Below are 249 nucleotides of genomic sequence, written 5' to 3'. Positions count from 1 at the left end.
GTTACAGGAAAAGTCCAGTGAAAACCCGGCGGCGGTATCGTGACCGCATGACTGGCATCGCGTAGCAGGGTGATATGAGGATGAAACGGCGTTGGACTTTGCCAGCATCCGCTGCGTGCAGCCTGAGCGCGCAGCATATCCGCCAGTTGCAACAGCCCGCGTGGCGACTGGCGACAGCCAAGCCAGACGACGCGCGAACGCAACCATTGCCCGGCATCATCGAGTTGTAACGTAAAGCCTGGCTGACGA

1 protein-coding gene is annotated in these 249 nt (G+C 59.8%); it reads right to left on the bottom strand.

Features of this window, described 5'->3' with window-relative positions; genetic code table 11:
- Positions 1-249: 2'-5' RNA ligase family protein (locus tag GJQ66_RS13470; protein WP_230379670.1), on the bottom strand; the 249-nt coding region annotated here is incomplete at both ends.

The sequence above is a fragment of the Microbacterium sp. ZXX196 genome (genome assembly GCF_009709595.1).
GTDB classification, from domain to species: Bacteria; Actinomycetota; Actinomycetes; order Actinomycetales; family Microbacteriaceae; genus Microbacterium; species Microbacterium excoecariae.
This window is presented reverse-complemented; position numbering and strand designations above follow the sequence as displayed.